The sequence below is a fragment of the Phaeobacter sp. genome (assembly GCF_022825805.1).
Lineage (GTDB): Bacteria > Pseudomonadota > Alphaproteobacteria > Rhodobacterales > Rhodobacteraceae > Phaeobacter.
Map to the genome: position 1 here is coordinate 1 of NZ_JAJDWC010000067.1, position 18,493 is coordinate 18,493.

The window sequence follows — 18,493 nt, forward strand, 5'->3', positions numbered from 1 at the left end:
GATTGTTCACCAGATCTGCTAGCGCACATTTCGCCACTCGGATGGCCCCACATCCTTCTCACCGGCGAATACAGGTGGTCAAAAAAGTGATCAAACCGCCTTAGCGTAGGATTCTGCACTCTCCGGCATCAGACCCCCATAGGGGTTAGCGAAATTTATTGATCCTAGCGACCAGCGCTCAATGAAGATAACGGTGGACCTGCTTTAGGGCGCCCAGTGGACGGTCATTTCTGACAACACCGCCTGAATGGGGGCTTCTTCCGGCGGCAAGGTCAGCGCGCGTTCCAACGCCTCGCGCTTTCTATCGCCGAAAATCACCAAGTGTTTGGCAATCGCCGCATCCAGGACCCGCGCCGTGAGGCTGATCCGTGGTTCTGGCTGGCTGTCTGGGCGCATCACGGCGAGCAAAGGCGCATCGCTGGCCAGTGCCGCATCCAGACCCGCAACCCCCGGAAACAGAGAGGCTGTGTGCATGTCGTCGCCCATACCCAGCAATACCACCGACAGTGGCAGATCTGCGTCGACCTCTGCCGCCAACTCGGCCAGCGCATTCTCCGGGGCTTGCCCCGCGCGATAGAACGGCAGGAAGGTCGCGGCCGATGCGCGCTCCACCAACAGCCGATCACGGATCATGCGCGCGTTGGAGCGGTCGTGATCGGGCGCCACCCAACGCTCATCGGTCGCCATGACCTGCACCCGATCCCATTCGATGTCGGCGGCGCAAAGATCGTCAAAGATCGGCGCCGGGGTCGTCCCACCTGCAACGGCAAAAGACGCCCGGTCGTGATGCAGCAGATGCGTTTTCAGATCACCCGCAAGCTGGTTGGCCACATCAATGGCCAGCATGTCGCGATCTGCGTATTCAGAAATGTTCATGGCTTGATCCCCCGCCAGTCTCGACCGTCGCGCCGCAATAACAAATCCGCATCACCGGGGCCAGTGCTACCGCTATCATAGGGTTTGGGCACATCGCCACGCGCGCCCCAGCCTGCGATGATTGGATCGGTCCAGGCCCAGGCAGCCTCCACCTCATCTCCGCGCATGAACAGGGTCTGATTGCCCCGTATGACATCGGTGATCAGCCGTTCATAGGCATCGGTTGCGTTTTGGATGTTGTCTCCGAGCGCCTGCGCAAAGCTCATGTCCAGCGGCACGTCGATCAATCGCATCCCACCGGGTCCCGGCTCCTTGATCGTCACCTTAAGCGTGATGCCTTCATCGGGCTGCAAGCGGATGGTCAACAGATTGGCATGCCGCCCAGCATCAGCGCCAAAAATCGAATGTGGCGCATCCTTGAAAAACACGTTGATCACCGAGGACCGCGCAACCAGCCGCTTACCGGTTCTGAGATAAAACGGGGTGCCCGCCCACCGCCAGTTGCTGATATGCGCTTTCAGCGCGACGTAACTTTCGGTGGTTGACCGTTCGGCCCCCACGGTTTCCCGGTAGGTCAGATCCTCGCTCGTGGCACCCGTGGGCCTGACATATTGGCCGCGCACGATGTGATGCGGCTCCACCGGCTCCAGCGCGCGGATCACCTTCAGCTTTTCATCGCGCACCGCGTCGGGGTCGAATTTTGCTGGCGGCTCCATCGCGATCAGGCACAAAAGCTGCATCAGGTGGTTTTGCATCATGTCCCGCATCGCGCCAGTGCGGTCATAGTAGCTTTCCCGCCCGGCAACGCCGACCATTTCGGCCACGGTGATCTGAATGTGATCAATGTACTGACTGTTCCACAGCGGCTCGAACAGCATATTGCCAAAGCGCACCGCCATCAGGTTCTGCACCGTCTCCTTGCCCAGATAATGATCGATCCGGTAAATCTGCCCCTCATCAAAATGGCTTGCGAGCGTTTTGTTCAGCGCCCGCGCCGACGCCAGATCGTGCCCGAAGGGTTTTTCCACGACAATCCGCGTGTTCGTATCCGCCAACCCGTGGGCCCAGATCTGTTCTGCGAGCGGCGCAAACAGCGATGGACCGACGGAAAAATAAAACACCCGCACACGGTCTGTCTGAGGCGAGCCCAGAGTGTCCACCAAGGCCTGCCAGCCCGTGGTCTGCGTCGTATCATCAGTGTCTTCGGTGGCATCCAGCGCCAGATAATCCAGCCGAGCCAGAAAGCTGCGGATTTGGTCAGGATCGGCATCGGGCACGCCTCGGTGTAGCCCGTCTGCAACCAGATCGCGGAACTCAGCCGCAAGCATATCGCGTCGCGCCGCGCCAAGGATGCGCGCAGATTGCGGCAGCTGACCATCGCAATGACGCCGAAACAACGCAGGCAGAATCTTGCGCTGCGCCAGATCACCGGTGGCCCCAAAAATCACCAGATCAAAAGGGTCGACCGGAATAACGCGTGACACCATGGTTCATGCCCCTCTGTCGGCTGGCGGCGTTCCGTGTTGTTGCTGCGCCGGTGGCGACAGCGCTGACGTGTTCATCCGCCTCATGGTTCCCTTGCGGGTGCGCCGATGGCGGCTCGACACAAGTATAAGCACTTGCCAACAGAAGAAAACACGGGATTGCGCGTCAACCTGCTTGGTGGTTCTGCAGGTCATCTAGAACGATGTGCTCTGCGTGGGCGTGGCAATCATGCCTCACCCGCCATTGGCGTCAACCCAAACAGCACCAGCACTTCGCAGGGCGTGATCCACCGTCAGTGCAGATGCAACACGCCGGTCACATTGCGCCATTCCCCGGCGCTGATCATTTTGCGATGGGTGAACCGCACCGAATGCAACGGTCCCTCAATCTCGCGCTGCCAGAATTCGATAAATTCAAACAATCGTGGATGATCCGGGGCAAGGTCATAATCCTGCCAGACAAAGGTATTGAGAACATGGGTGTAGTCCGGCATGTGATAGGTCATCTCTGCCGTGGTGAACCCATAGCCTTTCAACATCAATTCCGTTTCGCTTCTCTCCATTTGTACCTCCTTCAGGGGCACCCCCAGGAAAGACAGATTACCACAGCATTGGTTAATTCCGAACAAATACAGAGGTTTGCATTGGATCTGTCCTGAACTAGCACTCGTTTCACGCGGCAATCACCCAGCGTTTACAGGTATTTTGAACCGGTTCGGAACTGGGATTAAACAGAATTTCGGCCGCGATTGTCCCCGAAACAGCAGGTTAATGCCGCAGTCCCCCCCCAGCCAGCTTGCGCCTTATATGCGCTTCCTGTTAAGGTACTGACACAACATATAGACCCTGTAATTGCGATGGGCAGCAAACGTGAGCGATACGCCGGAAACTCCCGAAAATATGGACGAAACCAAGCCTGAACGGCCACAATATGATGGTCCGACAGTCTCCATCGAGTCCGAGATGCGCGCGTCGTATCTCGACTATGCGATGTCGGTCATCGTCAGCCGCGCCATTCCCGATCTGCGGGATGGTCTGAAACCTGTCCACCGCCGGATCCTCTATGCGATGCATGAGGTCGGCAACAGCCACGACAAACCCTATCGGAAGTCCGCGCGCCCCGTTGGCGATGTGATGGGTAAATACCACCCGCATGGCGACAGCGCGATCTATGACGCCCTGGTGCGGATGGCGCAGGACTTTTCCATGTCGCTGCCGTTGCTGGATGGTCAGGGCAACTTTGGCTCCATGGACGGCGATAACGCCGCTGCGATGCGCTACACCGAAGTGCGCATGGACAAGCCTGCCTCCGCGATCCTGGCCGATATCGAAAAGGATACGGTCGATTTCCAGGACAACTATGATGGCAAGGACCGGGAACCAACGGTGCTGCCCGCGCGCTTCCCCAACATGCTGGTCAACGGCGCCGGGGGCATCGCGGTCGGCATGGCCACCAATATTCCGCCCCACAACCTCGGCGAAGTGGTGGATGCAACGCTTGCGCTGATCGAGGATCCGGATCTCACCAGCGAGCAGCTGATCGATTATGTGCCGGGTCCCGATTTTCCGACCGGCGGCGTGATGCTGGGCCGCTCTGGCGCGCGCAAGGCCTACCTCGAGGGGCGCGGCAGCGTCATCATCCGGGCCAAAACCCGCGTCGAAGAAATCCGTCGTGACCGCTACGCCATCGTCGTGGACGAGATCCCCTATCAGGTCAACAAAGCGGCCATGATCGAAAAGATCGCCGAGCAGGTGCGCGAAAAGCGTATCGAAGGCGTGGCCCATGTGCAGGATGAATCCGACCGCAATGGCGTCCGGGTTGTTGTCGAGCTGAAGCGGGACGCCACCCCAGAAGTGGTGCTGAACCAGCTGTACCGCTTCTCCCCGATGCAGACGTCCTTTGGCTGCAACATGCTGGCGCTGAACGGCGGGCGCCCAGAACAGCTGACCCTGCGGCGGTTCCTGACGTCCTTTATTGATTTCCGCGAAGATGTCGTTGCGCGTCGCACGGCCTTTGATCTGCGCAAGGCCCGCGAACGCAGCCATATCCTATGTGGTCTTGCAGTTGCCGTGTCGAACGTCGACGAGGTCGTTGCTACGATCCGCGCATCTGCCGATGCTGCCGAGGCCCGTCACAAGCTGATGACCCGCCGTTGGCCGGCCGAAGATATCGCCAGCTACATCCGGTTGATCGATGATCCGACCCACACGATGAACGACGATGGCACCTATAACCTTTCTGAGGTGCAGGCCCGTGCCATTCTGGAACTTCGGTTGCAGCGTCTGACGCAGATCGGTGTCAAGGAAGTCACCGATGAGCTGGAAGAGCTGGCTGGCAAGATCAAGGAATACCTTGAAATCCTGTCATCGCGCGAACGCATTCTTGGCATCATCTCTGATGAACTGCGCGAGGTGCGCGACAACTTTGCCGTGCCACGGCGCACCGAGATCGTTGATTGGTCCGGTGACATGGACGACGAAGATCTGATCGAGCGCGAGGATATGGTGGTGACCATCACCTCCGGCGGCTACATCAAACGCACGCCGCTTGCGGATTTCCGTGCGCAGAAACGTGGCGGCAAGGGTCTGTCTGGTATGCAGACCAAAGAAGAGGATGTGGTGACGAACCTTTTTGTCGCCAACACCCACACCCAGCTGCTGTTTTTCACCACGGACGGCATGGTCTACAAACTGAAGACCTGGCGCCTGCCACAGGGTGGGCGCACCGCCAAAGGCAAGGCCATCGTGAACATCCTGCCGATCCCAACCGGTGTGTCCATCGCCGCGATCATGCCGGTTGATGTACCGGACGACGATTGGGAAAACCTGCAGGTGGTGTTTGCGACCACGGCGGGCGATGTTCGCCGCAACCGCCTGTCGGATTTCGCCAATGTGCGCCGCAACGGCAAGATCGCGATGAAGCTGCCCGAGGATGGTTCGGTGCGACTGGTCAATGCGCGGATCTGTTCCGAAGAGGACGACGTGATGCTGTTCACCGACTCGGGTCGGGCGATCCGCTTCCGCACAACCGATGTTCGGGTCTTCAACAGCCGTGAATCGACCGGTGTGCGTGGCATCCGCCTGAACGGCGATGATCAGGTCGTATCGATGTCGGTGATCCGCCACTTCGAAGCCTCTCCCGAAGAGCGCGCAGCCTATCTGAAAATGCGCCGCGCGGTGGCGGGAATTGCTGATGACGGTGATACCGACGAAGACGACGTTGTTGCCGGTGCCATCAGCCAGGAACGCTATGCCGAGATGTCGGCATCCGAAAACCTGATCCTGACGATCACCACAGGTGGTTCCGGCAAGCTGAGCTCGAGCCATGATTATCCGGTCCGCGGACGCGGTGGCATGGGCGTGACCGCGATGGACAAAGCGATGCGTGGTGGTGCCATCGTGGCCTCCTTCCCGGTGGAGCTGGACGATCAGATCATGTTGGCCACCTCCAAAGGCCAATCCATCCGGGTGCCCGTGGATGGCATCTCGTTCCGGTCGCGCTCTGCAGGCGGTGTCCGCGTGTTTAACACCGGCAAGGGCGAAGAGGTCGTCTCGGTCGCATGGATTGCGGATCAGGCCGATGAAGAGGATGCCGCTGCCGAAGAATGATAGCGCGCTGCGCGATCATCGGTGAGGCGACACAACAATCTTCCAACAAAGATCCAAAACGCCGCTCCCTCGGGGGCGGCGTGTTCTGTTCTGCGACTGAATTTTGTTCTGATCCCACATTAACCTTTGGCTAATTGGTTTCAGGCACTCTCACTCAGCAACCTGAGGTTGGGTCCATCACCGGGAAAGGAAGACCGCGCATGAATCTCTATCACTGCTCCATCGACCTGCACCACGAGGCAAAGGCGCTGGCGTTTGCCAATGCCGTCGATCAGTGGATGGGCTACCTGCAAGAACGGGAGGTCATCCTCAGCTGGCGCCTGCTGCGGCGCAAATTAAACCTCGCCAGCGATGCCAACCGGGATTTCCTCCTGGAAATCGAGTTCCGCGATATGACCCATCTTGATCAGGCATTCCGCGTTCTGGGTGAGATGGATGAAAACGTCGAGCGGCTTTATGCCAATGTGAACACATTGATCGCCAGCGCTGATATCGGGCTTTATCGCCCATTCCCGGATCCGGAACGTGCCGAACGCATGGCGCTGATCTGATCTGCTAGTGTGACTGTGATTGGCGGCAGCGTTTCAAAAGCTCGCGCGCTGAAACGCCGGCACGAAAAAGCCCCCGACCTTCGACCGGGGGCTTCCTGCACTCTTTGTGGTCACAGCCTTATCCGTGATCTTATCTGTGACCTTAGAGGTCGTAGAGACGTGTGAATTTCTCTTCCAGATAGGCCAGCAATGGCTCCGGGCTGGGCGCCATGCCTGCAGCATGGGTGATGGTCTCCACCGGAGAGCGCAATCCCCCGAACCGCTGAAGCTTGTCGCGCAGCCAGGTGGTTGCTGCGGATGTATCGCCCTGGGCCAGCTGCTCATCAAGACCCGGAACATCGGCGCGCAGGGCCTGATACAGGCAACCAGCATAAACATTGCCAAGGCTATAGGTCGGGAAATAGCCAAACAGACCAACGGACCAGTGCACATCCTGCAAACAACCGTTGGATGGCTTGTCGACAGCATATCCAAAATCAGCGGCAAAACGGACGTTCCAGGCCGCTTCCAGATCAGCCACCTGCAGGTCGCCAGACATCAGCGCGCGTTCCAGATCAAACCGCAGCATGACGTGCAGGTTATACTGCAGCTCATCCGCCTCGGTGCGGATATAGCCATCCTGCACAGCGTTCACCGCAGCATAAAACCCTTCCGCATCCGCAATTCCGAAGGCGCCAAACGTCTCTGTCATCTGTTCAAACAGCCAACCGGAAAACGCCCGGCTGCGGCCTAGCTGGTTTTCGTAAATCCGGCTTTGGCTTTCGTGAACCCCCATGGAGACACCACGCCCCAAGGGCGTTAGCAGATAAGCCTGATCAATGTTCTGTTCATAGGCCGCATGCCCCACTTCATGAATGGTGGAGTAGAAACAGTTGAACGGATCCTCCGCACTGGTGCGTGTGGTCACCCGCACGTCAAGCCCGCTGCCCGAACAAAACGGATGCACCGCCTTGTCGATGCGCCCATGGTTCATCTGGTACCCAAAGGTCTCCGCCAGGGTTGTGGTCAGGGCCATCTGCTTGTCCACATCGAATGTCCCGCTGAGCCCCTTGGGAGCTGGCCGGTCCAGAACCTGCGCTCGCAGGTTCACCAAACGCGGACGCATCGCATCAAACAGCGCTGCGATGTCAGCACTGCTGGTGCCGTGTTCATAATCGGCAACCATCGCGTCATAGACGCTGCCATCGGTGGCAAGCGCCTCACCCTCGGCCCGCTTCAGCGCCACAACCTCTTCCAGCACCGGCAGAAAGGCCGCAACATCTTCAGCCGCTCGGGCCTGCGCCCATTTGCCCTGCGCCTCGGATGTGACGCGCGCAATCTGTTTCGCCAGGTCAGCTGGTACTCTTACTGCGCGATCATATCCGCGCTGGATCTCGCGCAACTGCGCTGCGCCCGTGGCGTCGGGCGCTTCGGCGGCCGCCAACCACTCCGCAACGCGCGGATCTGCGCGGCGGGCATGCAGGACCGCTTCGATGGCGGCCATTTCTTCGCCGCGCTGCGACGCTGCACCGCGCGGCATCATGGTTTCCTGATCCCAGCCCAACCGGCCCGCGACCTGACCCAGAGCCTGGGTGTCGCGCTGAAAGGCCATCAACTCGTCAAATGCAGTCATCTTCAGCTTTCCTTGATAGAGGTCGCAATCGGATAGGCCGACAGGAACCGGGCCCGCAGAACGAGAACCCAGAGGATCACAGCCATCAACTGATGAATGATCGCAATCTGCCATGGCGCGCCGTAAACAACTGTGACGATGCCAAGAACCATCTGCAGCAGCAAGGCCGCAAATACAGCGTTGAAGGCAAACCGCGTGCGCAGATGGGCACTGCGGCGACCACGCAGCCAGACGACAACCCCAAAGGCCAGCAAGAGATAGCCGCTCACACGGTGAATGAACTGCACAAGCCCGGGGTTTTCAAAGAAGTTGCGCCAAATCGGCTCGATCATCAGCGGATTGGGCGGAATGACCTGCCCGCCCATCAACGGCCAATCGGTATAGGACCGGCCTGCGTCAATCCCGGCAACCAAGGCGCCAAGCAGGATCTGCAAAAAGCTGAAATGCAACAGACCCGTGGAGAGACCAAATTGCTTTTTCTCCTTTGCCCGGCGTGACTGGATCAGATCCCGCTCTTCGCGGCCAAGAAGGAAGATATACCAGGACAAAAGCCCCAAAATCACAAAGGCGAGGCCAAGGTGTGTCGCCAAACGGTAAGAGGCCACAGCGGTCATGCCTTCGCCCTGGGTCACGCCAGAGGCCACCATCCACCAGCCGATCGCCCCCTGCAGGCCACCAAGCAGCCCCGGGAGCAGCAAACGCCGGGTCCAACCGGTCGGGATCTGACGCGCCGCCAAAAAGCCGAAGAACCCCACAGCCCAGACCAGCCCGACAAAACGCGCCAGCTGGCGATGGCCCCATTCCCACCAATAGATCACTTTGAAATCGCTCAGCTCCATCCACTGGTTCTGGATGCGCCACTGGTCGATTTGTTTGTATTTGTCGAATTCAGACTGCCAGTCAGCGTCTGATAAAGGTGGCACCGCCCCGGCGATGGGCCGCCATTCGGTGATCGACAGGCCACTGTCGGTGAGCCGGGTCAGCCCGCCAACCACGATCATCGCCACGACCAGACCGAACAAAATCGACAACCAAATACGGATGCCGCGGCGTGCACCGCGATGGGCGCGGTCAATGCCACCGGGCTGCGCTTTGGCGCGTTCTTGCGACTGCGGGGTCGAAACCTCTTCGAAAATGCTGCGCTTGCTCATGCTTGCCTCTTCCAATTTCTCGTGAAGCTAGGGTGGCCACCCTGCCCCGTCCAGTCCTGTCGCCTGCGGCAACTGCCTGATCAGTCGCGTTTTTCTTTCCACCGGACCATCTGTCGCATGACGCCATGCAACATCTGAACATCTGCTCGGGTCAACGGCAATCGACTGAACAGGTTGCGAAACACCACTTTCATGCCTGGCGCCTTCTCGGGTGGGAAGAAAAACCCCGCCTCGTCCAGCCGATCCTCGTAGTGGGTGACCAGAGCATCCACGTCGGCGTGGCTGGCCCAATCGGATTTGCCCAGATCGGTGGTGACCGCTGCAACTTCGGTTGTTTGGCGGCGCCACTCATAGGCTGTCAGCAACACGCACTGCCCCAGATTGAGAGAGGCAAACTCTGGATTGACCGGCACCGTGATGATGGCATTGGCGCGCGCCACATCGTCGTTTTCCAGACCGGCACGTTCCGGGCCGAACAGCACAGCGACCTTTTCGCCGCGCGTGATTTTCTCGGCCGCCAGCTGCATCGCCGCTTCGGGGCTGTAGACCGGTTTTGTCAGCTCGCGCGGGCGGGCTGTGGTGGCAAAGACGAAATCGCAATCAGCCAGCGCCCCGGGCAGATCATCCGTGAGCATCGCGTCATCCAACAGACGCCCCGCGCCCGACGCCATTGCCACCGCTTTCTGGTTGGGCCAGCCATCCCGTGGGGCCACGATCCGCATCCGGTCGAGACCAAAGTTCCACATCGCCCGGGCCGCAGCGCCGATGTTCTCGCCCATTTGCGGACGCACCAGGACAAAAGCGGGTTTATTACTGTGCTGCGGCATCGGCTCCTCCGGAAAAATCTGCCCTGCTCTACTGTCCTGCACCGCAAGGAGCAAGAGCCGCGATCCTGTCGGTGTGCCAGATTTCGGCGATCAGGCCTGTAATCCCGGCATCCCCCAGACTGTCGACGGCTTCGGCAGGCACGTGGCGGTGATTTGGAGGGCACGGCTTGCGTCCGGTGGCAAATGCGCTAAACACCAGACACCACACAACAGGAGCCCGCCCCATGGACAGCGCAACTGAAGCCCCCGAAAAACCGCAGATCTATCTGACAACACCTGCGAGCTTTGAACTGGGTCGTTTTCCAGATCTGCTGGCGCGGGTTCTGGATGACTGCGAGATTGCCTGCATCCGATTGGAGCTGGCCAGCCGCGACGAAGACACGCTGAGCCGCGCGGGCGACGCGCTGCGTTCTGTGGCCCATGCGCGCGATGTGGCTATTGTCATCAGCGACCATCAGGTCCTGGCAGAGCGGCTTGGCCTTGATGGGGTGCATTTGTCTGATGCGTCGCGTTCTGTGCGCGCTGCACGCAAATCGCTGGGCGCCGATGCGATTGTCGGCAGTTTCTGTGGTGCCTCGCGCCATGATGGGCTGACAGCAGCGGAAGCTGGCGCTGACTACGTCAGCCTCGGTCCGGTTGGCACCTCCGGGTTGGGCGATGGCAATCAGGCCCCGCGTGATCTGTTTCAGTGGTGGTCGGAGATGATCGAAGTGCCAGTGGTCGCCGAAGGTGGGCTGACACCCGAACTGGTGCGAGAGCTGACGCCCTACACCGACTTTTTCGGTATCGGGGACGAGATCTGGCGCGCCGAGGATCCGGTGGTCGCCTTGAAGGGTCTGATCGCCTCAATGGACGGCTGATCCAGACCCGACTGCACATATGATGCCACAGGGGGCTGGCGCCTGCATACTAGCCCCGGTGACTTCGGGCCCTTGTTGGGCCCGATGCTATCCACTCAGAGACAACTGAGTAGATAGCACCTTTAGGACCTGATCCGCATCAGTCGCGGCTGATCACAGGAAAAGCCGCTCCACGCACCAATAGCCGCCAATCAGTGCGATGGTAAAACTCGCAGGGATGGCCACGCGGCCGCGGTATTTTGGATGGCCCCAGAACCAGAACCCAAAGAGCGCATAGGCAGCGGCCACCACCGTCAGCTGCCCCAGTTCAACGCCCACATTGAAGCCGAGCAAGGCCGGGATGAATTGATTGTCCGGTAGGCCGAATTCACCAAGCACGGAGGCAAAGCCAAGACCGTGCAGCAGACCAAAGCCGAAAATCACCAGGGTCCGCCAGCTGTGCAGCTTGCGGGCAAAGATGTTTTCAACCGCAACAAAGACGATTGAGCCCGCGATCAGCGGCTCCACGATGGCCGGATCAATGCGAACAATGCCCAGTGACCCCATAGCCAGCGTGATCGTATGCGCAACCGTAAAGGCGCTGATTTGCCAGATCAGCGGCCGCAGCCGGGTCGAGAAGAAAAACAGACCCAAGACAAACAGGATATGATCCAGGCCCTTGGGCAGGATATGGGTGAATCCAACCGGGATGTAATCAAGAAACGCGTCACGCGGCGTCTGCGCCAGCCCACCGGTCAATGGGATCGTGGGCGTGCTTTCACCCCCGGTGAGGAACCCGATGTAGGGCTCGGCGACCTCATTCTGGCGCATCACCACATCGCCCGAGCCGCGTGGCCAGTTGATTTTCAACCCACGCGCTGCGGGATCAACCGCCCCAGACAGAACGAGCATGGTGGTGCGCGGCAACTCGACCTCTCCCACCTCTGGTATGGTGACCGCTCGGACCGACAGATCAACGGAGCCACCGGCCTCAACCGCAAGTGTCGGCAGCCAGTCCTCTGCAAACAGGCGCACCATCGGCTCCAGCTCGTCTGCCGACAAGGCGCGCAGATCATCGTAATCCTGTGCCTGTTCTGCAGTGTCCGTGTCCAGCATCCCATCAAGGTCGATACCCGCCACAAACGCCTCAGCATTGAGGCGCAGCTGGATTTCCAACTCGCCATCAACAATTGCAAAGTCCGCAATCGTTGGCGTGACTTCATGAGCAGACCCGCTAGTGTATGACGACAACCAGATCCCGCAGAGCAGCAAGACCTGCAGGCACATCTGCCATCCACGCGTGATCAACCGCCCAATGGCTCGTCCAACTCCACCGATGGCAGCCCCACATTCAAACACAGGTGCTAGGTCCCTCATGCTCTTTCTCCGCCCCTTGCTCATTGCTGTGGCCAGTTTGGTCCCCGGTCTTCTGCCCGCCGCAGCGCTATGCCATGAGTTTTGGGTTGCGCCTCAAAAATATCAAGTGAAATCCGGTGCATCCGTCAGTGCCGATTTGCGGAACGGGCAGAACTTCAATGGGTTTCGTCTGCCCTATCTGGACCAGAACATCGCGCGGTTTGAGACGATCCAGGCGGGCGAGCGGCGCAGCTACACCGGGCGATTGGGCGACACACCGGCCCTATCGCTGGGCGCTGTTCCGGATGGATTGCTGACGATCCTGCATGAAACCCGGGCGGATCGGCTGACGTATGAGGAGTGGGACAAATTCGCAGCCTTCGTGGAGGAAAAAGGCCTGCAGCCAGCCCTGGCACAACACATGGCGCGCGGCCTGCCCAATAGTGGCTTTGCCGAACGCTATATCCGTCACGCCAAGGCGCTGATTGGGGTGGGTCACGGCCGCGGTAGCGACAGCTATCAAGGCATGGAGCTGGAGTTTGTTGCCGCCACCAACCCCTATGAGAGCCCAGAGAACACTGGCGTTCTGGTAACCTTGGTCGAACGTGGCGCCGACGGTGGCACGCCCCTGGCCGCGCATCAGATCACCGTATTCGCGAAGGCCCCGGATGGCGCGGTGACACTGACCACACAGCATACCGACACAAACGGCCAAGCCCGCATTTCCGTAGCCCCAGGTCACCGCTATTTGTTGGATGCGGTTGTCTTGCGCCCGCATGTGCCAACGCAGAGCGATGATGCCGTCTGGCAGAGCCACTGGGCGGCGCTGACTTTCGCCATGCCCTGATCGGCTTGCGCCTTGCGGGTGGGCGCAAAAACGGCAATACAGCGGCCATGACACATCCCAACGCCTCCACCGATCCATCTGCTGCGCCGTCGCGCACAGATGGCACCACGACCAGCGCATCTGACGCCCAGGCTGACATTCTCTGTATTGGTTCGGTTTTATGGGACATTATCGGTCGATGCCCGGCGGAAATGCGACGTGGCTCCGATATGCCCGGACGCATCACGCGCCTGCCAGGCGGCGTTGCTCTGAACATCGCCATGACGCTGGCCCGGTTCGGCCTGCGCCCCGCCTTGCTGAGCGCGGTGGGACGGGACGCAGAAGGGGATGAATTGGTCACCGCCTGCCGTCACCTCGGCCTGATCACAGATCACCTCTATCGCTCTGACGATCTGCCAACGGATCGGTATATGGCGGTCGAGGGCGCAAATGGCCTGATTGCGGCAATCGCGGACGCCCATTCGCTGGAAGCTGCGGGATCCAAGATCCTGCGCCCGCTGAGCGACGGCACCCTCGGAAATCAGGAAACACCTTACGCTGGCCCCATTGCGCTGGACGGGAACCTGACCCTGAGCTTGCTGAACGAAATTGCAACCGATGCCGCCTTTGCCCGCGCCGACCTGCGGGTCGCGCCTGCCTCCCCTGGCAAGGCCGAGCGGCTGCGCCCGTTTCTGCAACAAAGCTGTGGCACGCTGTATGTGAACCTCGAAGAGGCGAGCATTCTGTGTCAGCGGGAATTGACAGACAGCGCCGTCGCCGCCCAGGCGTTGCTGGAGCGCGGCGCCTCACGTGTTTTGGTGACCGATGGCGGCAGCAGCGCAACCGAGGCAGACGCCAAGGACATTATCACGCAGACGCCCCCGCGCGTCACCGTGGCGCGTGTAACCGGCGCTGGCGACACATTCATGGCGGCGCATATCGCTGCCGAGGCCCGTGGTGAAAGTCGCGAAACGGCCCTTGCGGCTGCCTTGAAAGCAGCGGCCACCTATGTTTCAGGAGAACCTCCCCTTTGATCAAAATTGAGTATTCCGCAGAAGTCGCCGCCGCCCGTGACAACGGCAAAGCCATTGTCGCGCTGGAAAGCACGATCATCACCCACGGCATGCCCTATCCCCAAAACATTGAGGTCGCAGCCCAGGTCGAAAACGATATCCGTGCCGCTGGTGCGGTGCCCGCGACCATGGCCGTGATGGATGGCACCCTGCGGGTCGGGCTTGAGGCCGAGCAACTGCGCGCCCTGGGACAGGCCAAAAACGTGGCAAAAATCTCGCGCGCCGACATGCCCGCCTGCATCGCCACCGGTGGCACCGGCGCCACGACCGTTGCCGCCACAATGATCGCGGCGCGCTTGGCCGGGATCCAGGTGTTTGCAACCGGCGGCATCGGCGGCGTCCACAAAGGCGCAGAAACCAGCTTTGATATCTCCGCGGACCTGATGGAACTGGCGCAGACACCCGTTACCGTGGTGGCCGCAGGCGCCAAGGCGATCCTTGATCTACCCAAAACCCTCGAAGTTCTGGAAACCCAGGGGGTTCCGGTGATTGCCTTCGGCCAGGACAGTTTCCCGGCCTTCTGGTCCGCGACCTCCGATCTGGTGGCGCCCTTGCGTATGGACAGCGCCGCTGAGATTGCCCGCGCCCATACCACCCGCACAGCGATGGGTCTGCCCGGCGGTCAGTTGATTGCCAATCCGATCCCCGACGCTGATCAGATCCCCGCAGAACAGCTCGCCCCCGTACTTGCACAGGCCCAGGGCGAAGCAGACGATCAGGGCGTCCGCGGCAAAGACGTGACACCCTTCCTGTTGCAGCGGATTTTTGAGCTGACAGAGGGGCGCTCGCTGACCGCGAACATTGCTTTGGTGCGCAACAATGCCAAACTGGCTGCAAAAATTGCTCAGGAACTGGTCACCCTGCCACAATAATGCGTGTTTCTGCGTCGCCGCCCATTGCGGTGGCGCAAAACCCTGCCTAGCTTCCACATGATCCCGACCTGAAAAGACGCCTCCGAAAACGCCCATGACCACACCTTTTGACGAAGAGCCACACCACCGCCGTCCCGGAGTTTTTGCACGACTGCGCTCCTCCTTTCTGACCGGTATTGTTGTGATTGCCCCTGTTGGTCTGACCATTTGGCTGCTCTGGACGGTGATGGGCTGGATCGACGGCGTGGTGCTGCCGCTGGTGCCCAACACGGTGCAGCCCGAGCAATATATCGGCATCAACCTGCGCGGCGTCGGACTGATCATTTTCCTGCTCTTCACCATCGTGGTGGGCTGGATCGCCAAGGGCATCATCGGGCGCTCTTTGATCGGTTTTGCCGAAAGCCTGGTGGACCGGATGCCGGTGGTGCGGTCGATCTATTCCGGGATCAAGCAGATTTCAGAAACCGTCTTTGCCCAGAGCGAGCGCAGTTTCGACACCGCCTGTCTGATCGAATATCCGCGCAAAGGGATCTGGGCCATTGGCTTTGTCTCGACAACCGCCAAAGGCGAGATTGCGGCACGCAGCGCCTCTGGTGACAAATTGCTGAGCATTTTTGTCCCGACAACGCCGAACCCGACCTCCGGTTTTTTGCTGTTCTTCCCTGAACAGGATGTCACGATTTTGGACATGTCTGTCGAAGACGCCGCCAAATTGGTGATTTCGGCCGGGCTGGTTTATCCAAACGGCAAAGACCCAAGCCGCCCACCGGAGGCCGAGCCTGCGCAGAGCACAGCGCCCCTGCAGGCCAACACAAAGCAGCGCCCGGCAGAGGCCGATGACACAGCGGCCTGAGAGTTGACAGCCTGACATTCAGCAGCCTGAATTGCCTCGACGAGCAAACAAAGCCGCCGCGCGTCCGCGCTCAGCCGAACATCGCGGCCAGATCCACGGTAGACCGCTCTCCGATCGCAGCACTTTCGTGGGCCAGAAACCCGTCTGCGGCCGCTTGCCCAGCGGTTTTCAGCTTCGCCAGAATATGCGGGATCGGGATCAATTTGGTCTGCACCGACAGTTGCCGCATCAGATCATCGTCCGCGATGCGATGGACCAGGATCCGTTTCATCTGCCCGTCCTCAATGCTGCCATCCGCCAGCAAGCGCTGCACAAAGGAAATCGCCCGCAGTTCCCGCAACAGCGACGAGTTGAAGCTGATCTCATTGATCCGGTTCTGGATCTGCTGCGGTGTGCGCGGGATCGCATCACGTTCCAGCGGGTTGATGCTGACAATCACCACATCCGCGGGCAAATCGGGCGCGAACAAGGGAAACAGCGCCGGGTTCCCGGTATAGCCCCCATCCCAATAAGCTTCTGTGCGGCCAGATTTTGGATCATGGATTTCAACCGCCTGAAACAGGTTGGGCAAACAGGCAGAGGCCAGCACCGCTTCGGTTGTGACCTCTGCGCCCGAAAACACCCGCACTTTGCCCGTACGCACACAGGTGGCACAGATGAACAAATCCGGCCCGGTTTCGGCGCAGACTTCGGCAAAATTGAACCCATCCACCACTGGTCGGAGCGGGTTGGCATAAAACGGACCATAGCTGTAAGGCGACAACAACTGGCCAAGGTTCTCCGCCGGAGAAAATGGCGCAATCCAATCCAGCATCGTCAACAGTGGCGCAGCATCAAACCCAGCCAGCCAATGGGCAAACCGCATGTCACCCACCGCGCCCATACGCTGCCACAGCTGATCCAGACAGGCCTTGGCACCTGCGCGCCCGCCCTGCGCCATCCCTGCTTTCAGGGCTGCGCCGTTCAGCGCCCCGGCAGAGGTACCGGTGATCGCAGCGATCTCCAGATCTTCGCAGTCCAACAGCCGGTCCAGAACACCCCAGGTGAAGGCACCATGAGCACCGCCGCCCTGCAACGCCAGATTAATCCGCCTTGTCATCCGCCTGCTCCCAAACTGCCACTCACTCAACCAACCTACGCTTGCGCTCTGCCGGCCTGCGCTTGCGTACTGCCAGCCTGCGCTTTCACCTTTCCAGAAATACTCCGGGGGTGAATTGCCCGAAGGGCAAGCGGGGGCTGGCCCCCGTCTGCGCGCTCCTCAGCGCGCGCCTGCGCCAGTAGCTGGCACCCTCACCACACGGCTCACGCTATCGCGGCCCAATACAAGGCAATCCATCACAAAGCGGTCCAGCCGCCATCAACACTCAACGTGGTGCCGGTCATCTGGCTGGCGGCATCAGAACACAGGAACACAGCGGTGCCACCCAGTTGCTCGACAGTGGCAAATTCCCGGCTGGGCTGACGCTCCAGCATGACTTTCTTGATCACCTCCTCGCGTCCCATGTTGTATTTCTCCATGGTGTCGGGGATTTGCGCCTCAACCAGCGGCGTCAAGACATAGCCCGGGCAGATCGCATTCGCAGTGATCGGCTCTTCGGCGGTTTCCAGTGCCAGCGTCTTCGTCAGCCCGACCACCCCGTGTTTGGCCGCCACATAGGCCGATTTATAGGGTGAAGCCGTCAAACCATGGGCCGAGGCGATGTTGATCACCCGGCCCCAACCGGCGGCGCGCATCATCGGCAGGGCGGCTGCGGCAGTGTGAAACGCAGAGGAGAGGTTGATCGCGAGGATCGCGTTCCATTTGTCGACCGGGAAATCCTCGACCGGGGCCACATGCTGAATACCTGCGTTGTTCACCAGGATATCACAGCGCCCCGCTGACATCACCAACTGACGGCAGGCGTCCGCATCAGACATATCTGCTGCGATATAGCGCGCCTTTACGTTGAACTCCGCCGCGATCTCAGCAGCAATGGCGTGGTCTTCTTCGCGGTCTGTAAACGAGTTCAACACCACATCCGCGCCCGCACGCGCCAATTCCCGCGCCACGCCCAATCCAATGCCGGAATTTGATCCGGTGATCACCGCTGTTTTGCCGCTCAACGCCGTCTGTGTCATCTGCTGCACCCTTTGTTCACATCACATCTCTGGCGCGACTGTGCCATGCTGCAATTGCAAAATAAACGGGCAATTTTGCTGCGCCTGCAACGACCACTGCGCCTGCTCACGGCGACCAGCGAGGCATGACCGCCAGATCAACGCGACCCGACCGGCGCACCGCATCGCGACCCACCACATTGCAACCGACCAAAAGATATCGATGCGACGCTCTGCCCCCAAATTCACCTATGGTGCGCTCCAGTTTCTCGACATAAGTAAACGCACAGTGCCAGCGCAGTCACGCGATCCGGGGGCGAGACAGCGGCTAAAGCGTCTTTCCTGAAGTCTGAATCGTTTTGGGTTCCCAAATTGGTGCTGGCGTGATTCAAGATATCCGGGAGGATGTCTTATGCCAGCACCATTGCCATCAGCGCTGCGGGCGCGTTTTGAAGAGTACATTGCCG

At 60.0% G+C, this 18,493-nt stretch carries 16 protein-coding genes; 7 read left to right on the plus strand and 9 right to left on the minus strand.

Annotation, left to right across the window (positions count from 1 at the left end; genetic code table 11):
• Positions 1-204: 204 nt before the first annotated feature.
• The 3 genes from pgl to Q0C28_RS07360 all read right to left on the minus strand — a co-directional run bounded on the left by pgl (position 205) and on the right by Q0C28_RS07360 (position 2,923).
• Positions 205-876, minus strand: a complete 672-nt coding sequence (gene pgl / locus Q0C28_RS07350) for a 6-phosphogluconolactonase (RefSeq protein ID WP_293574282.1) — start codon at positions 874-876, stop codon at positions 205-207.
• Positions 873-2,363: a glucose-6-phosphate dehydrogenase gene (gene zwf / locus Q0C28_RS07355; protein WP_293574284.1), complete on the minus strand. Its 1,491-nt coding sequence runs from the start codon at positions 2,361-2,363 to the stop codon at positions 873-875. The genes pgl and zwf overlap by 4 nt, the downstream gene beginning before the upstream one ends.
• 290 nt (positions 2,364-2,653) lie before the next feature.
• Entirely contained in the window at positions 2,654-2,923 is a 270-nt protein-coding gene (locus Q0C28_RS07360) for an usg protein (RefSeq protein WP_293574286.1), read from the minus strand.
• Between the two features lie 337 nt (positions 2,924-3,260).
• On the opposite strand from Q0C28_RS07360, the gene gyrA reads away from it, so the two are divergent.
• Together gyrA and Q0C28_RS07370 are read left to right on the plus strand one after the other, a co-directional pair.
• Positions 3,261-5,969 (plus strand): DNA gyrase subunit A, encoded by a 2,709-nt coding sequence (gyrA, locus tag Q0C28_RS07365; RefSeq protein WP_293574309.1) that lies wholly within the window; start codon positions 3,261-3,263, stop codon positions 5,967-5,969.
• A gap of 200 nt (positions 5,970-6,169) precedes the next feature.
• Positions 6,170-6,520: a DUF6614 family protein gene (locus Q0C28_RS07370; RefSeq protein ID WP_293574288.1), complete on the plus strand. Its 351-nt coding sequence runs from the start codon at positions 6,170-6,172 to the stop codon at positions 6,518-6,520.
• A 142-nt stretch (positions 6,521-6,662) separates the two neighbouring features.
• Here Q0C28_RS07370 and Q0C28_RS07375 read toward each other — a convergent pair whose 3' ends face one another.
• From Q0C28_RS07375 to Q0C28_RS07385, 3 genes are all read right to left on the minus strand, one after another.
• Positions 6,663-8,132 (minus strand): carboxypeptidase M32, encoded by a 1,470-nt coding sequence (locus Q0C28_RS07375; protein WP_293574290.1) that lies wholly within the window; start codon positions 8,130-8,132, stop codon positions 6,663-6,665.
• A 2-nt stretch (positions 8,133-8,134) separates the two neighbouring features.
• On the minus strand, positions 8,135-9,283 hold the full coding sequence (gene ctaA / locus Q0C28_RS07380; RefSeq protein ID WP_293574292.1) for a heme A synthase: 1,149 nt from the start codon (positions 9,281-9,283) through the stop codon (positions 8,135-8,137).
• 80 nt (positions 9,284-9,363) lie between these two features.
• Entirely contained in the window at positions 9,364-10,110 is a 747-nt protein-coding gene (locus Q0C28_RS07385; protein ID WP_293574294.1) for an RNA methyltransferase, read from the minus strand.
• 224 nt (positions 10,111-10,334) lie between these two features.
• On the opposite strand from Q0C28_RS07385, the gene Q0C28_RS07390 reads away from it, so the two are divergent.
• Positions 10,335-10,970 (plus strand): thiamine phosphate synthase, encoded by a 636-nt coding sequence (locus Q0C28_RS07390; protein WP_293574296.1) that lies wholly within the window; start codon positions 10,335-10,337, stop codon positions 10,968-10,970.
• 153 nt (positions 10,971-11,123) lie between these two features.
• On the opposite strand, the gene Q0C28_RS07395 is transcribed toward Q0C28_RS07390, so the two are convergent.
• On the minus strand, positions 11,124-12,236 hold the full coding sequence (locus Q0C28_RS07395) for a HupE/UreJ family protein (protein ID WP_293574311.1): 1,113 nt from the start codon (positions 12,234-12,236) through the stop codon (positions 11,124-11,126).
• A gap of 88 nt (positions 12,237-12,324) precedes the next feature.
• Between Q0C28_RS07395 and Q0C28_RS07400 the strand changes: the two genes are divergently transcribed.
• The 4 genes from Q0C28_RS07400 to Q0C28_RS07415 all read left to right on the plus strand — a co-directional run bounded on the left by Q0C28_RS07400 (position 12,325) and on the right by Q0C28_RS07415 (position 15,929).
• A complete protein-coding gene (locus Q0C28_RS07400; protein WP_293574298.1) occupies positions 12,325-13,152 on the plus strand; it encodes a DUF4198 domain-containing protein in 828 nt (275 codons plus the stop codon).
• Positions 13,153-13,199: 47 nt separating this feature from the next.
• Positions 13,200-14,165, plus strand: a complete 966-nt coding sequence (locus Q0C28_RS07405) for a PfkB family carbohydrate kinase (RefSeq protein WP_293574300.1) — start codon at positions 13,200-13,202, stop codon at positions 14,163-14,165.
• Positions 14,162-15,076 (plus strand): pseudouridine-5'-phosphate glycosidase, encoded by a 915-nt coding sequence (locus Q0C28_RS07410; protein WP_293574301.1) that lies wholly within the window; start codon positions 14,162-14,164, stop codon positions 15,074-15,076. The genes Q0C28_RS07405 and Q0C28_RS07410 overlap by 4 nt, the downstream gene beginning before the upstream one ends.
• Positions 15,077-15,170: 94 nt before the next feature.
• Positions 15,171-15,929 carry a DUF502 domain-containing protein gene (locus tag Q0C28_RS07415; RefSeq protein WP_293574303.1) on the plus strand — a complete coding sequence of 253 codons (759 nt, stop codon included), beginning with the start codon at positions 15,171-15,173 and terminating at the stop codon, positions 15,927-15,929.
• A 70-nt stretch (positions 15,930-15,999) separates the two neighbouring features.
• On the opposite strand, the gene Q0C28_RS07420 is transcribed toward Q0C28_RS07415, so the two are convergent.
• On the minus strand, positions 16,000-17,028 hold the full coding sequence (locus Q0C28_RS07420; protein WP_293574305.1) for a patatin-like phospholipase family protein: 1,029 nt from the start codon (positions 17,026-17,028) through the stop codon (positions 16,000-16,002).
• 236 nt (positions 17,029-17,264) lie between these two features.
• The gene (locus tag Q0C28_RS07425; protein WP_293574307.1) at positions 17,265-18,047 is read right to left on the minus strand and encodes a 3-hydroxybutyrate dehydrogenase; all 783 of its coding nucleotides are present in this window, start codon (positions 18,045-18,047) and stop codon (positions 17,265-17,267) included.
• Positions 18,048-18,493: the final 446 nt, after the last annotated feature.